Raw genomic sequence first — 12537 nt, 5'->3', positions numbered from 1 at the left:
TTGGCGCGGAGTTACAACAATAAAAACAATTATTTAACCTAATAATTGCTTTACCACTTCCGAAATTGTTTTACCGTCGGCCTTACCTGCAAGCTCTTTATTAGCCGCTCCCATAACCTTGCTCATATCCTTTACTGATGTTGCGCCAACGGCCGTTATCACCTGCTTAATGGCCGCCTCTATATCTTCGCGGCTTAATTGTTTTGGTAAATAAGTTTCAATTATACTCAGCTCTTCTTCTTCTATCTGCTGCAGATCGGGGCGGTTTTGTGCCTGGTAAATCTCTGCCGACTCTTTACGTTGCTTTACTAATTTTTGCACCACTTTTATCTCTGCTTCTTCGGTAAGCACATCGCTTGCACCTTTTTCGGTTTTAGCTACCAAAAGCGCAGCTTTCACTGCCCGTAACGAGCGTAAACGGGCCTCCTGTTTCCCAAGCATGGCTTGTTTAATATCCTGATCTATAGTTGCTATGAGTGACATAATTTTATTTGTTATTGAGTTAATTGATCTTTAGGTTGTTTAATCTCTACTATTTTCAATATTCGTGCATGAGTATATGATTCATATGGTTCGAATATTAACACCATATGCTTGTTGTTTAACAAGGTTACCTGGTAAACCGATAAAGTATCCGGGTTATCAGAATCGTTTAATTCGTCATCTGTAAGGGCCTCTAAATTATTTGATTCTATTAAAGCAACTACTTTAGTTAAAATGCCACCAGAATAACCCACAGCATTTATCAATTCAATTTCTAAAACCTCCTTATCCGAAATTTTTAAATATTCAACGGTCAAATGTTTTACGATATCTTCAAAAGCCATATATTAAGTTCTAAAAAACGTTGTGGCGTTAGCCTGTGCGGTTGGTACCATAATTATTTCGTTAATGTTTACGTGTGCCGGGCGCGATGCTACGAACCATATCGTTTCGGCAACATCTTCGGCAACTAAGGGTATTATGCCCTCGTAAACCTTTTTCGCCCGTTCTTTATCGCCGTGAAAACGTATCTGGGCAAACTCGGTTTCAACGGCGCCGGGGTGTATAGCAGTAACGCGGATCCCGTAAGGCAATAGGTCCACACGCATCCCTTTATTTAAAAAATCTACAGCCGCTTTACTGGCACAATACACGTTACCGTTGGCGTAAATTTCTTTACCGGCAATGGAACCCATATTGATGATATGGCCGCTTTTATTTTCTATCATCCAGTTGCTTACCACCTTGCTCACATACAGCAGGCCTTTAACATTGGTATCTATCATGGTTTCCCAATCGCTGTATTTACCATTTTGTATGGGATCGAGCCCCTGGCTTAAACCGGCATTGTTGATCAATACGTCTACCTTTTTCCATTGTGAAGGCAATTCTTCCAGTTTGGCTATCACTATATCGCGCTCACGCACATCAAATACCAGCGCGATAACTTCAACACCATATTGTTCAGTTAGTTTTTTCGATAGCGTTTCGAGCCTGTCGGCACGGCGGCCGGTTAGCACCAGGTTATATTTTTCGCGGGCAAAGGTATGTGCGCAAGCCTCGCCGATACCGGCTGTAGCACCTGTAATTAAAGCAATTTTAGACATAGTGAGTAATAATACGGTACGAAGTTAAGTTTTTTGCTTAACTGATTTGTCTATTCAAAGTAGATTGTGAATACCAGGCTGCGTAACAGCAGCTTTTGCAAAGGCTGCGAATACGGGTCGGTACCCGGAGTAAGCACACTGCCAAATGAGTTTGAAATTTTGACCTCGGGCGAAAATTTGAAGTACTCAAAATAGATATCGCAGCCGATACCTGCTTCATACGATGCATAACCCCGGTTATTGATCACCTGCTTCTCTAACGGCGACAAATTCGGGTCTTCGTTTGTTTTATCGGTACTGAGCCCGTAAGAGTATTTTACGCCGCCTAACAGGTATGCCCTGAAATTGCCTATCCTATCCGATTTAAGTTTAAGCAGCAACGGCACCTCAACCTGGCTTGCATGTACACTTTTATCAATGTTTTGCGATGGCGTGGCATATTTGTAGGTAATGGTTCGGTCGGCAAAAACTAACGATGGTGTGGTGCGCACTTCCAGATGATCGGTAATGCGGTATCGCATTATAAAGCCAACGGCAAAACCCGGTGTGCCGGCAGAGGTAATACTGTTTAACGAGTCGGTTAAATATTTACCGGTTTCGCTATTATAGTAAGGCTTGCGCCAGTCGGCCTGCTTTAAAATTTTATAACTGCTGCTAATATAATCAAAGTGGAAACCAAAGCTGACGTCGTCCACATCGGCACCGCCACCCCAGGCAGGCGGTGCTTGTGCCAGCAGTTTACTGCCGCAAAAAATAAAGATCAATAAAATAAAGTAAAGCCTTTTGATCATTTAATGCCCGTGTATATCGAACAGATACCAAACGCCAGAGGGCGCTGTTTGGTATTGCTAAAGCCCACTTTGTCCATTAACGAGGTAAATTTTTCACCATCCGGAAAAGCAGCTACCGATTCGGGAAGATAGGAATAAGCCCTCGAATCTTTCGAAAATATCTTACCGATGCCCGGTGTAATATAATTGAAATAAAAGTTATACAACTGCTTTACCGGGAAAACCTTTGGTTTTGAAAACTCGAGCACTACAGCCTTACCTCCCGGTTTTAGCACACGGTAAATATCGGCCAGGCCTTTTTCAAGATGCTCAAAATTACGCACGCCGTAAGCAACGGTTACCGCATCAAACTCGCCGGCATCAAACAAAAGTTTTTCCGAATCGCCCATCCGCACCTCAAACCTGTCGCCCAAACCACGTTTGGCTATTTTTTGCTCAGCAATATCCAGCATACCGCGCGATATATCCACGCCGATAATTTTATCGGGCTGTAATATCTTTAATGCTTCAAAAGCAAAATCGCCGGTACCGGTAGCTACATCCAATATCAGTTTGGGCTTGTTAGCTTTCAACTCGTTGATCGCCATTTTACGCCAGATGATATCGATACCCAACGACATAAAATGGTTCAAAAAATCGTAGGTTTTGGATATATTGTTGAACATATCGGCCACCTGTTGTTTTTTGGTAGCCTGCTCGTTTTGGTAAGGTGTTACTGTTTTGCTCATATGGTAAGAGGCAAAGATAAGGTTTGTTGCCGGAAGATGTGAAAGGTAAAATGGAAGATGTAAGGGAAATGGAAAGATGTGAAAAGTAAAATAGAAAAGAGTATCAACATTTCTCCATCTTCATCAAATACACCCATATTCCATCTTACATCATCCATCTTACATACTTAACTCTCTCATCAAACTTTCCACATCCAAATGGCGGGTAAACATGGTGAGGCTTCCATCTTCATTTGTTGGCCAAAGTTCACGTGGTTTGTCCCAATAAAGCTCAACACCATTTTCGTCAGGGTCGTTCAGATAGATAGCTTCAGATACACCATGGTCGGACATTCCTGTTAAAGGGTAACGTTTATCTATCAGCCGCTGCAATATTTTAGCCAGTTCTTTCCTTTCGGGATATAGTATAGCAGTATGGTATAAACCCGGGTAACTTACCGGTGCCGGGCCCGAACCTTTGCTATGCCAGGTATTTAGCCCGATATGGTGATGGTAGCCACCTGCCGAGATAAACGCGGCTTCGGCTCCGTATTTCATTACCAGGTCGAAACCCAGCAATCCGCAATAAAAATCGAGCGAGCGCTGCAGATCGCTCACCTTTAAATGCACGTGCCCTATGCGGGTTGCTGCTGGTATTTTATAATCTTCCATTTAATTACATGTTTAAACATCAAATTTACGAATAGCGGCTCGCAATATTGTTGGCCACTTGTAAAATTATCGAATGTTAATGTTTGTTAATGATATATAATAATTGTTAAATAATAACAGTCGTATCAAACTAATTATATAGTTTTAGCCATCACAATAAATACTGCCTTATCAAAACAAAAATAACCTCCGCAAAGCTATTTAAGCTATCGTTTACGATTATATTATTATTTGCCACATTATGCGGCTACAGCCAAAACCGCGCTTCGGTAAAAGGCAAAATAACCGATACATTAAGTAACGCACCTATCGAGTTTGCTACTGTAGCAGTATTAAACTTAAAGGATACTACCAATTCGCTGGTATCATATATGGTTACCGATAAAAAAGGCATATTTTTGCTACATAACTTGCCCGCGGGCGTACCGTTAAAGGTTTTGATCACCTTTGTTGGTTACCAACCCTGCAGGCGTTTTTTAACGTTGGCCAAAGCGCAGGAAGTTGACCTTGGCGAACTGAAGCTGAGCCACAAACAATTGAACGAGGTAGAAATAAAAGCCGAGCGCCCGCCGATAGTGATCCGTAAAGATACGATTGAATTTAATGCCGAAGCTTTTAAAACACGCCCCAACGCTGTAGTTGAAGACCTGCTTAAAAAATTGCCTGGTGTGGAAGTGGACCACCAGGGGATGGTTACCGTAAATGGCAAACCCATCAGCAAAATTAAGGTTGATGGGCACGAGTTTTTTAGCAACGACCCACGCATAGCTACTAAAAACCTCGACGCAGATTTGATTGACAAAGTACAGATATATGACGACCGGGAAGATGACCCTGACCACCTGATACCACAAAGCGACGTTAAAAAGATCATCAACCTAAAGTTTAAAAAGCCTTTTCGCAAAGCCATATTTGGTAAGGCATATGCTGGTGCAGGTACCGAGCAGCGCTATAATACCGGCGGCCTCATTAACATGTTTAGAGATACGCTGCAGGTAAGCGTTATCGGCCAATCTAATAATCTAAACAACACCGGCTTCTCTTATAATGATCTGCGCGAATTAGGTGGTACAAACCGGGGTGGTGCAGCCGGTTTTGGCAGCCCTACTTTTAGCGGACAGGGTGTAAGCAACGGTATACAAAAAACTACTTCGGCCGGCGTTAATATTAATACCGACTATGGTAAAAAATTAAAGATCAATCTATCATATTACTACACCAACAGCAGCAACAATTATAACAGTGCAACCAACAAACAACAGTTTTTGCACGACACCGACCTGGTTAACAATACCATAAATACCAGGGTTGGCAATTCCGAAAGGCATAACCTAAGTTCTACAGTGCGCTGGAAACCCAACGATGCTACCGAAATTACTTACAATCCAGGTTTTAGTTTTACCACCAACAGTGCGGGCAGTAATACTATTGGCAAGAGCTTTAGTAATTATGAGCCACAGATAAACCAAAACTTTCTTAAAGGTAACAGCGATACCCACGATACCCAGTTTAACCAATCGTTATCATACAATCGCCAGTTAAAAAAGTCGGGCGAGTCGCTCAATATCAGCAGCGAGTTGCGTGTAACGCCAGGCGGTGGTATTGCTTATAGTGATAACGGGCTAACATCATATGTACCAACTTTCCCCTCGTACCTGCTAAGCAGGCGCGCCAATACCGAAAACCGCGCCACCGGCACCGGCGTTACCGTTGGTTACAGGTACCCGGTAAGCAAAAAGGTAACTTTAAATATTTCTGAAGCCGAAAGTTACAACCATCAGGTAAACAATACAGCCACCTATGACCGCGACCCCGCCACGGGCGACTACGATACTTTTTTACAAATATTAAGTGGTAACCTTACCCGCAACCTATGGACAAATAATACCAACACAGGTATAACCTACAATATCAGCCAAAGCTTATCATTAACGGGCGGTGTTAATGCGCAATATTTAGCTGTAAACAACCAGTTTGACAGGGGCTTTGCCGATATTAACCAAAATTACTTTGCCTTGCTGCCCAATGCGCAGTTACGTTACAAACAAGCCACATTGGGCTACTCCAGGCGCTTTACCCTGCCTAACATTGGCGATATGGTACCTTACTCGGTAGTTTTTAGTCCGCTGTATTCTGTTACCGGGAACCCCGGCTTGCTGCCAACCCGATCAGATAATTACAATATATTCTATTTTGGATATAACCCGCAAAGGCAAACAAGTATAAGCTTAACGGCGAATCTGTCAATTGACCACGACGGCATCTTCAGGGAGCGCACACTTGATGCGCTTGGCGTTGAAACAAGTACCCCTATTAATATGAACGGGCGCTACAATATTATGGGGCAAACCTATTTCAACAAACGATTTAAAAAACAATACGGTATCACGTTGAGTACAGGTGTTAACTTATCGCTCTCAAAAAACCATAATTTTTTTGAGTTGAACCATGTTAATGGCTATCAGGATTCATACTACGGCAATTTCAGCCCAAATTTGAGCATCAGCTGGAAAGATATTGTTGAGATCAACCCGGTTTACCGGTTAAATTTTAGTCACTCTACCTACAGCGGTGTTGCACTAAACCCTGTAAGCAATGTAACTCATAGCGCCGATACGCATTTCAATGTATACTGGCCGCAGCACATCAACTGGGAAGGCAATTACACGTATACTTACAATCCGCAGGTTGCACCCGGCTTCCAAAAAAGTTCCAATTTATTAAGCATCAGCGTAGCGCGATCATTCCTGAAAAAAGATCATGGCGAACTTAAACTATCATGCTACGATATTTTAAACCAGGCAATTGGCACAAGCCGTTATATTTCTGAGAACAATATTACTGATACGCAATCGCAGATCATCAAACGATATTTTTTACTGACATTTCAATACCGGTTCATGAAATCGACTGCTAAAAGCGACGAGAAAAAGTTCAATAATCCAGTCCAGCCTATCCGTATCTTGTAATATGCTCCGGGTGGACAAAATCCGGGGTTAGCCGATGTTTAAACTTATGCCTACCTTTGCGGGATGAATATTAAAACTGCCGAATTTATTTGCAGTAATACCCAGGTATCAAAACTACCGCCGCCATTAAAGCCCGAGTATGCTTTTATCGGCCGGTCAAACGTGGGTAAGTCGTCGCTCATTAATATGCTTACAGGCAAAAAGGGGCTGGCAAAAACATCACAAACACCAGGCAAAACCCAACTGATCAATCATTTTTTGATCAACGATACCTGGTACCTGGTCGATCTGCCAGGCTATGGCTATGCCAAAATATCAAAAAGTAAAAAAGAAGACTGGAACAAATTTATCCGCACCTACCTGGATAAACGCGAAAGCCTGCAATGCGTAATGGTGCTGATAGACAGCCGACTGGAGCCACAAAAGATCGACCTGGAATTTTGCAACTGGCTCGGCGAAAAGGGCCTGCCCTTTGCCATCATATTCACCAAGGCCGATAAACAATCGCGCACCAAAACCGACCAGAGCGTTGCCGCGTTTAAGAAAGCTTTGCTTGCTACCTTTTTAGATACCCCCACCATGTTCATCACATCGGCTGAATTACAGGATGGAAAAGATGACGTGTTGAATTTTATTGGCGATATCAATACACAGTTTGATTATAATGCAGCAAAAGCTATGTTTGAAGCGAAAATGTAGAACAATTCGCAATACGCATATCGCAATACTCATTACGCATTCTATATGAAAAAATACCTCTCCTTAGTAACCTTCACGCATACCATATTTGCCATGCCGTTTGCCTTTATTGGCTTCTTTTTGGCAGTAACCACTACAAACTACCGTTTCGAATGGCAAAAATTACTATTCATGGTCATGTGCATGGTATTTGCCCGTAACTCGGCAATGGCCTTTAACCGTTATCTTGATCGCGATATTGATGCTAAAAATCCACGTACCAAAGTGCGCGATATCCCTGCCGGCAGGTTAACCGCCCGTGCTGCCTTAATATTTACACTGGTTAACTGTGCATTGTTTGTTGGCACTACTTTTTTCATCAACCCTATCTGTTTTTACCTGTCGCCGGTGGCTTTGCTGGTGGTTTTAGGTTATAGCGCGACCAAGCGCTTTACAGCGCTTTGCCATTTAGTGTTAGGGCTGGGTTTATCTCTCGCCCCTATTGGCGCCTATTTGGTGGTAACAGGGCATTTTGCTTTGCTGCCCATATTTTTCTCACTTTCAGTATTGTGCTGGGTTAGTGGTTTTGATATTATCTATGCTTTACAAGACGAAGATTTTGATCGTAACGAAAACCTGCACTCTATACCGGCATGGTTAGGCAAGGTTAATGCGCTGCGCCTCTCTACCTTTTTACATGTGTTATCGGCAATCTTTATCGCACTGCCTGTATTTTTCACTGTGGTGGGATGGCCTTATTATTTAGGCATAGCTTTCTTTTGCAGTATGCTTGTTTACCAGCACCTGTTAGTAAAACCTAACGATCTGAGCCGTGTTAATTTTGCTTTTATGACCACCAATGGTATAGCCAGCGTAATTTTCGCGGTGTTTTTTATGCTCGACAGGCTGGTACGGTAAACTACTTCTGCTTTCGGATATAATCATACAGCACCGGGAAGATCTTATCAGTAAACCTTGCCGATTCCATAATTGCATCTTCATCGGCAATGCTGGCATTCGCTGCTATAACTGCTTTGTATTTAGGTATCACCACTAAAAACTGGCCGCCCCAGCCCAGGGCATAAGTTATATTGGCCCCTTTGTAATTAAAGTGGTACCAACACAGCGCGTATTTCGAATCTTTAAACCCCCACTGGGTATCATACGTATTATCAGGATGATTCAACGTTTTTATCCAGTTTGAAGGTACCAGTCGTTTATTACCGTAAAAGCCGTTATTGAGTAACAACCCGCCAATCTTAGCCATATCCTGGGTATGCATACGTATGCTCAGCAAACCGCTCCCGTCGTAAAAGCCATCATTCATTTTGGCCCAGTTTACATCGGTTATCTGCATCGGGTCGAGCAGGTATTTTTTGGCAAAATCGAACGTTTGCATCCCAGTAGCTTTGGTCAGGATAACCGAGAGCAAGTGACTTGCCGCGTTGCTATAGTAAAAGGTCGAGCCGGGTTCGCTTATTAAACTTTGTTTTAACACATAGCCAGATGGATCTTTTTTGCCCAGGTAATCTTTAAGGTCGTTAAGGTTTTCATGGTACAGGCCCGATGCCTGGTTCATGATCTGCCTGATGGTAATATTTTGTTTACGCTGATCTTTATCCTTAGCCAGCTGCGGAAAATACCTACCTATATTTTCATCTAACGAAGTAATGTAATGCTTATCGATAGCTATCCCGATCAGGATGGAAATAATGCTTTTGGTAAGCGATTGATCATTCATCAGCGTATGCTCGGTTTTACCGTTAAAAAAATGCTGATAAATTACTTTGCTGTTTTTAGTAATAACAACGCCGTAAATATTTTTATCGTTTTTTAAGTAGAACGACGTATCGGGCGTGATCTGTGCAAAATCGGGCTTACTAAATATCAATAGCAAACCAAGTATGGGCAAATATCTTTTCATAGTGGTAAATGTTGTACTTAACAATAGTCAGTAATTTTTGTTTAGCCGGGATTTTTAAAGTTGAAACCTATTTGTAATTTTATAATAAACAGTCAAAAATGAAGTTTCATTCACTATTTTTCTTCTTATTGATAACCGCCATCAAAATGGTAGCGGCACCTCATAAAATGGCCCCGCTTGAGCTTAAAAAAGCTAACAACCACGCCATGCAATATTATATTTCGCTGCCCGATGGCTGGACCCCAACCAAAAAATGGCCTATTGTGGTAGTAATTGAAGCTGCCGAAAAAGAATTTAAACTAAACGCCCAACGCTTTGCCGATGCCAACAAAAAAATGAATTTTATCATCGTGGCGCCCATCATTGTATCCAACGGAAATCAGGGGCAACGCGACCCTAAAATTTATCCTTATACAAGCAATGTTTGGGATGATATAGATAAAAACGGTGTTTGTACTTTTGATGAAGAAGGGCTTACGCAAGTAATAAAAGATGTACAGAAAACTTACAACGGCGAAAGCAAGTACTTTATAACCGGTTTTGAAGCTGGAGCGCACCTGGTTTGGGCCATGACCTTTTTGCACCCCGAGCAACTCAGAGCGGCAGCTCCGGTAGACGGTAATTACCGCGGCAGATGTATGGAAACCGATCCCTTCTCAAATCACCCGTCACGCGTTAATTTGCCTGTTATGGAGTTTATAGGGCAAACTGATCGTAATTCCGCGCTGGGCCAGATGATCTACGGTCAATGGAACACCGCCAAAAAACTGGCAATTGATCACGGTTATAAAAACATTAGTGAAACCATAGTCCCCGGCAAGGGCCATGTACCTATGCCTGATGAAGTGCTTAAATATTTTGCATCAATTATGTAAAGCAGCCTTTTTCTGATTATTCTGTAATTTATTTTATTCGGCTTTGATTATCATCTGCACATTCGCACATTTGCACACATACATATTTGAACCATGATCCACAAAAAAGAACGTAAATATATACCTGCCGAACTTGATATTACCTGGGAGGCCCTTGAGCCCTTTTACACCGAACTGCTTGAACGACCGGTAAATTCGGTATCCGAACTTGAAAAATGGCTGCAGGACCGCAGTGAACTGGAAGCTGCCCTGGAAGAAGATTTTGCATGGCGATACATCCGTATGACGTGTGATACCGCCAGCGAAGAGCTGCTGCAAAAATTTCAGTATTTTGCTACCGAAATTGAACCTAAAATTGCGCCCTATAACAATAAGCTGAACGAAAAATTTGTAGCCAGCGAGTACGCTGCCCAACTGGATGGTGAAAAATTCTTTATCTATCTGCGCGGTGTTAAAAATGCTTTAGAGCTTTTTCGCGAAGAGAATATCCCTATCCAAACCGAGATACAGGTTGAACAGCAAAAGTACCAGTCGATAACCGGTTCAATGTCGGTAATGATCGATGAAAAAGAGTACACCCTTGAGCAGGCTTCGGTATTTTTAAAGAACCTCGATCGCGATAAACGCCAGCAGGTTTGGGAAAAGATCACTGTGCGGCGCTTACAGGACAAGGACACCCTGAACGACCTGTTTAATCACTTACGTGGATTGCGCCACCAACTGGGCCTAAACGCGGGTTTTGAAAATTATCGCGATTACATGTTTAAAGCCCTGGGCAGGTTTGATTATACCCCGCAGGATTGCTATAATTTTCACGAAGCAATAGAAAAAGAGATCGTACCCATTTTGCATGAGCAAGCCGAAAAGCGTAAGGCTGCCTTAGGTTTGGATGCTTTAAAACCGTGGGATACCGAAGTAGATATATCGGGTAAACCGGCACTACATCCGTTTAAAAACGGCACCGAACTGATCGAAAAATCAATCCAATGCTTCAGCAACATCAGCCGTTACCTAGGCGAACGCCTGGAGATCATGAAAGATAACGGCCTGTTTGATGTGGAGAGCCGTAAAGGCAAAGCTCCGGGCGGTTACAACTATCCGCTATCAGAAACGGGCGCGCCGTTTATTTTTATGAACTCTGCAGGCATTTTCCGCGATCTAACCACGATGGTGCACGAGGGCGGCCATGCTATCCACACCTTTTTAACTGCCGACCTGGAGCTGAACGATTTTAAACATTGCCCGTCGGAAGTAGCCGAACTGGCTTCCATGTCGATGGAACTGATATCGATGGATAACTGGGATGTTTATTTTAAGGATGAAGAAGAACTGAAACGTGCCAAAAAAGATCAGCTGTTTGATGTGTTAAAAACCTTGCCGTGGGTAGCCGTTATCGATCAGTACCAGCATTGGATATACACCAACCCCAATCATACCAACGAACAGCGCTACGAAGCCTGGGAGCAAATATACAACCGATTTGGAGCAGGTATGGTTGACTGGAGCGGCCTCGAAGACGCCAAGCAAAACCTGTGGCAAAAACAACTGCACATATTTGAGGTGCCCTTTTATTACATTGAGTACGGGATGGCACAATTAGGCGCCATTGCAGTTTGGAAGAACTATAAGGAAAATCCCGAAAAGGGCTTGCAACAATATTTGGATGCTTTAAAACTGGGTTACACCAAAACCATTAACCAAATTTACGAAACGGCAGGTATCAAGTTTGACTTTAGCGCAGCCTATGTAAAAGAGCTGGCTGCTTTTGTTAAAGGAGAAATGGAGAAGATCGGGTAAATAACCCAATTAAAATTATTGTCATCTTGAGCGAGGGACGAGCGAGAGATCTTCTGCTGCAGACCGGTCATGAAGCAGAAGATTTCTCGCTATCGCTCGAAATGACAATTTAGTTTTTAACTTTTAATTACTGAGCCGGAGGTGGTGTGGTAGTAGGCGGCGCTACCTCGCTCCTTTTACCCATCCCTCTTTTTTTAACATTTTCTTTTAACTCCGCATATAACTTGCGCTGATCGGGGGTTAGTATTGCATCTATCTTTGCATCAGCGTCGGCCATTACTTTCATCTTTTCGTCTTTAGTTCCTTTCTGGCCTTTCATTGCATCTTCTTTAGTGGCTCTATCCACTAAAACAGCGTTAATCTGCGTCGACTGGTCTGCCGTAAGGTTCAACCTTTTTTGCATCATCTTCCCCATTTTTTCGGCACGTTCCTGCGGTGTGCGTTTCACTTTAGCGGTATCCTGTGCGCTGGCACAAACTGCAAACCCTGTTATCATTAATAACATTACAATTATCTTCTTCATAGTTTTCAATTT

General features: G+C 42.7%; 13 protein-coding genes. 5 read left to right on the top strand and 8 right to left on the bottom strand.

Going from position 1 to position 12537, the window contains the following annotated elements:
* Positions 1-33: 33 nt before the first annotated feature.
* From ACFGVR_RS12930 to ACFGVR_RS12905, 6 genes are all read right to left on the bottom strand, one after another.
* Positions 34-483, bottom strand: coding sequence for a GatB/YqeY domain-containing protein (locus tag ACFGVR_RS12930; protein ID WP_448697623.1), 450 nt, complete (start codon positions 481-483; stop codon positions 34-36).
* An 11-nt stretch (positions 484-494) separates the two neighbouring features.
* Entirely contained in the window at positions 495-827 is a 333-nt protein-coding gene (locus ACFGVR_RS12925) for a hypothetical protein (protein ID WP_448697621.1), read from the bottom strand.
* Between the two features lie 3 nt (positions 828-830).
* Positions 831-1589: an SDR family NAD(P)-dependent oxidoreductase gene (locus tag ACFGVR_RS12920; protein WP_448697620.1), complete on the bottom strand. Its 759-nt coding sequence runs from the start codon at positions 1587-1589 to the stop codon at positions 831-833.
* 50 nt (positions 1590-1639) lie between these two features.
* The gene (gene porT, locus ACFGVR_RS12915; RefSeq protein ID WP_448697618.1) at positions 1640-2380 is read right to left on the bottom strand and encodes a type IX secretion/gliding motility protein PorT/SprT; all 741 of its coding nucleotides are present in this window, start codon (positions 2378-2380) and stop codon (positions 1640-1642) included.
* The gene (gene ubiE / locus ACFGVR_RS12910; RefSeq protein ID WP_448697616.1) at positions 2377-3108 is read right to left on the bottom strand and encodes a bifunctional demethylmenaquinone methyltransferase/2-methoxy-6-polyprenyl-1,4-benzoquinol methylase UbiE; all 732 of its coding nucleotides are present in this window, start codon (positions 3106-3108) and stop codon (positions 2377-2379) included. The genes porT and ubiE overlap by 4 nt, the downstream gene beginning before the upstream one ends.
* A gap of 159 nt (positions 3109-3267) precedes the next feature.
* A complete protein-coding gene (locus ACFGVR_RS12905; protein WP_448697615.1) occupies positions 3268-3759 on the bottom strand; it encodes a VOC family protein in 492 nt (163 codons plus the stop codon).
* A gap of 170 nt (positions 3760-3929) precedes the next feature.
* On the opposite strand from ACFGVR_RS12905, the gene ACFGVR_RS12900 reads away from it, so the two are divergent.
* From ACFGVR_RS12900 to ACFGVR_RS12890, 3 genes are all read left to right on the top strand, one after another.
* The gene (locus tag ACFGVR_RS12900; RefSeq protein WP_448703038.1) at positions 3930-6728 is read left to right on the top strand and encodes an outer membrane beta-barrel protein; all 2799 of its coding nucleotides are present in this window, start codon (positions 3930-3932) and stop codon (positions 6726-6728) included.
* A gap of 63 nt (positions 6729-6791) precedes the next feature.
* Positions 6792-7427, top strand: coding sequence for a ribosome biogenesis GTP-binding protein YihA/YsxC (yihA, locus tag ACFGVR_RS12895; protein ID WP_448697613.1), 636 nt, complete (start codon positions 6792-6794; stop codon positions 7425-7427).
* 45 nt (positions 7428-7472) lie between these two features.
* Positions 7473-8324, top strand: coding sequence for a UbiA-like polyprenyltransferase (locus ACFGVR_RS12890; protein WP_448697611.1), 852 nt, complete (start codon positions 7473-7475; stop codon positions 8322-8324).
* Between the two features lies 1 nt (position 8325).
* On the opposite strand, the gene ACFGVR_RS12885 is transcribed toward ACFGVR_RS12890, so the two are convergent.
* Positions 8326-9330: a serine hydrolase domain-containing protein gene (locus ACFGVR_RS12885; RefSeq protein WP_448697609.1), complete on the bottom strand. Its 1005-nt coding sequence runs from the start codon at positions 9328-9330 to the stop codon at positions 8326-8328.
* Positions 9331-9428: 98 nt separating this feature from the next.
* Between ACFGVR_RS12885 and ACFGVR_RS12880 the strand changes: the two genes are divergently transcribed.
* Positions 9429-10205 (top strand): hypothetical protein, encoded by a 777-nt coding sequence (locus ACFGVR_RS12880; RefSeq protein ID WP_448697608.1) that lies wholly within the window; start codon positions 9429-9431, stop codon positions 10203-10205.
* Positions 10206-10298: 93 nt separating this feature from the next.
* Positions 10299-12002 (top strand): M3 family oligoendopeptidase, encoded by a 1704-nt coding sequence (locus ACFGVR_RS12875; protein ID WP_448697607.1) that lies wholly within the window; start codon positions 10299-10301, stop codon positions 12000-12002.
* A gap of 127 nt (positions 12003-12129) precedes the next feature.
* Here the strand turns inward: ACFGVR_RS12875 and ACFGVR_RS12870 are convergent, their stop codons facing one another.
* Positions 12130-12525 carry a hypothetical protein gene (locus tag ACFGVR_RS12870; RefSeq protein WP_448697605.1) on the bottom strand — a complete coding sequence of 132 codons (396 nt, stop codon included), beginning with the start codon at positions 12523-12525 and terminating at the stop codon, positions 12130-12132.
* Positions 12526-12537: the final 12 nt, after the last annotated feature.

Source organism: Mucilaginibacter aureus (assembly GCF_053514885.1).
This window is presented reverse-complemented; position numbering and strand designations above follow the sequence as displayed.

What these genes read in the sequence shown, in the direction of transcription:
- ACFGVR_RS12930 (WP_448697623.1), bottom strand. Translation starts at nt 483, where the DNA reads ATGTCACTCATAGCAACTATAGATCAGGATATTAAACAAGCCATGCTT.
- ACFGVR_RS12925 (WP_448697621.1), bottom strand. Translation starts at nt 827, where the DNA reads ATGGCTTTTGAAGATATCGTAAAACATTTGACCGTTGAATATTTAAAA.
- ACFGVR_RS12920 (WP_448697620.1), bottom strand. Translation starts at nt 1,589, where the DNA reads ATGTCTAAAATTGCTTTAATTACAGGTGCTACAGCCGGTATCGGCGAG.
- porT (WP_448697618.1), bottom strand. Translation starts at nt 2,380, where the DNA reads ATGATCAAAAGGCTTTACTTTATTTTATTGATCTTTATTTTTTGCGGC.
- ubiE (WP_448697616.1), bottom strand. Translation starts at nt 3,108, where the DNA reads ATGAGCAAAACAGTAACACCTTACCAAAACGAGCAGGCTACCAAAAAA.
- ACFGVR_RS12905 (WP_448697615.1), bottom strand. Translation starts at nt 3,759, where the DNA reads ATGGAAGATTATAAAATACCAGCAGCAACCCGCATAGGGCACGTGCAT.
- yihA (WP_448697613.1), top strand. Translation starts at nt 6,792, where the DNA reads ATGAATATTAAAACTGCCGAATTTATTTGCAGTAATACCCAGGTATCA.
- ACFGVR_RS12890 (WP_448697611.1), top strand. Translation starts at nt 7,473, where the DNA reads ATGAAAAAATACCTCTCCTTAGTAACCTTCACGCATACCATATTTGCC.
- ACFGVR_RS12885 (WP_448697609.1), bottom strand. Translation starts at nt 9,330, where the DNA reads ATGAAAAGATATTTGCCCATACTTGGTTTGCTATTGATATTTAGTAAG.
- ACFGVR_RS12880 (WP_448697608.1), top strand. Translation starts at nt 9,429, where the DNA reads ATGAAGTTTCATTCACTATTTTTCTTCTTATTGATAACCGCCATCAAA.
- ACFGVR_RS12875 (WP_448697607.1), top strand. Translation starts at nt 10,299, where the DNA reads ATGATCCACAAAAAAGAACGTAAATATATACCTGCCGAACTTGATATT.
- ACFGVR_RS12870 (WP_448697605.1), bottom strand. Translation starts at nt 12,525, where the DNA reads ATGAAGAAGATAATTGTAATGTTATTAATGATAACAGGGTTTGCAGTT.